The sequence below is a fragment of the Planktotalea sp. genome, assembly GCF_049680325.1.
Lineage (GTDB): Bacteria > Pseudomonadota > Alphaproteobacteria > Rhodobacterales > Rhodobacteraceae > Planktotalea.
In genome coordinates this window covers 1-1777 of record NZ_JBAUHO010000347.1, presented here as the reverse complement: position 1 = coordinate 1777, position 1777 = coordinate 1, and the positions used below count along the sequence as shown (strand labels likewise).

Annotated in this window: 2 protein-coding genes; both read right to left on the bottom strand. The window is 56.3% G+C overall.

From position 1 onward, the window contains the following. Positions 1–187 precede the first annotated feature (187 nt). Positions 188–934 carry an SDR family NAD(P)-dependent oxidoreductase gene (locus tag WBC85_RS15355; protein ID WP_424439209.1) on the bottom strand — a complete coding sequence of 249 codons (747 nt, stop codon included), beginning with the start codon at positions 932–934 and terminating at the stop codon, positions 188–190. Then, positions 931–1707: a FadR/GntR family transcriptional regulator gene (locus WBC85_RS15350; RefSeq protein ID WP_424439206.1), complete on the bottom strand. Its 777-nt coding sequence runs from the start codon at positions 1705–1707 to the stop codon at positions 931–933. The genes WBC85_RS15355 and WBC85_RS15350 overlap by 4 nt, the downstream gene beginning before the upstream one ends. Between the last annotated feature and the right edge of the window lie 70 nt (positions 1708–1777).

Below are 1777 nucleotides of genomic sequence, written 5' to 3'. Positions count from 1 at the left end.
GTGAACAAGCATGGCATAGGCTAGGATTTTCACGACCACCGTGGTGCTTTTGGACCCATACTGTTCTCCGATCATGAATATTGCAGTGATCAATAGAAGAAACGGCCACATAATACGCAATGTCTTCAGGCTAGTTATTAACAGATTCATACGGTGTTAACTTTTTGATTGTTACCTAAGTTGTTGATTAAACTCTCAACGCAGGCAACCCGACCCCTGTGCTCTCAAACCCACCGTCAGAGGCAATCACTTGCCCCGTCACATAACTCGCTTCAGGCGAGCAAAGGAACGTAATCACAGACGCGATCTCGTCCTCTGATCCGTAGCGGTTCAGGGGGATCGCGTCGTGGTAGGCGTCGATGATCTCTTGCGTGTGGACCGCCATTGCCAGTTTGGTGCGCACGGGGCCGGGGCAGACGCAGTTGGCACGGATGCCGTATTCGCCCAGCTCCGCGGCCTGTTGCTTGGTCAAATGGATCACTGCGGCTTTGGACGTGCCGTAAGCCACGCGCAGCGTCGAGGCGCGCAGGCCAGAGATAGAACCGATGTTCACAATCGCGCCTTTGGTGGCTTTGAGCGCCTCTGTTGCGGCTTGGGATACAAGGAATGTACCATCCAGATTGATCGACATGACTGCGCGCCAGCGGGCGAAATCAGTGTCCTCGATCGGGCCGAAATCGGCGATACCTGCATTGTTCACCAAAGCATCGATCCGGCCGAACGCGGCAAGGGTGTCTTCGACAATCTTGAGCGCCTGTTCGGGCTGCGAAATATCATAGGGCAGGGCCACAACATCGCAGAGATCCTTGGCCGCGCTCGTCAATTCCGCTTCATCCCAGTCGATCATGGCAACGCGCCAGCCTTTGGCCAGAAGCTGCTTGGTTGTGGCCAGGCCGATACCGCGCGCGGCACCTGTTATGATTGCTGTTTTCATTTCGGACCTCTGGATTTTTCATGTTCAAAGCGTTGTTGTGCGATGGCTTCGTTGGCCTGGGCCTTAACGTCATCGCGCAGGGATTGTTCGACATAGCTGAGATGCGCGACAACGGCGGCGCGCGCGGCGATCGGATCACGCGATTGCAATGCGTTGTTGATGTTTGCGTGCTGCGCCAGCAACGTGTCGCGGGTCGTGCGTTGCTTGAACATGATCTGGCGATTGTAGAACACGCCCTCGCGCAGCAATTGATACATCGAGCGCATCATGTGCAACATAATCACGTTGTGGCTGGCCTCGATGATCGCAAGGTGAAAGTCGGCGTCCAGTTCAGCCTCGGCTTCGGCGGAAGGTTTTGCATGCGCCGCTTCCATTTTGCGATAAACCGTGTCGATGACTTGCAGATCCGTGTCCGAGCCTAGCCGAGCTGCGCGTTCTGCTGCCAACCCTTCCATATCGCGGCGAAACGAGAGGTAGTCGAACACCGCTTCATCATTGCGCGCGAAAAGGCGGGTGAGGGCAGGTGAGAAGGCCGAACCAAGCACATCGGCGACAAAGATTCCTGCGCCTGCTTTACTCGCAAGCAAACCGTCGCCCTGTAGTGTCGCAATTGCCTCGCGCAGGGACGGGCGCGATACGCCGAGGCGTTCGGACAATTCGCGCTCGGACGGAAGGCGTTCGCCGGGGCGCAAAATGCCGCGCAAGATCAAGCCTTCGATCTGGCGGATAACTGCAAGAGACAGTTTTTCAGGCTCGACTGGTTTGAAAGGCATGGGCGCGTCCTTGCTCAATTGGTCAAGTTATATGACCGCGAGCATCCCTTCACAAGCCGTAGACTGGGGC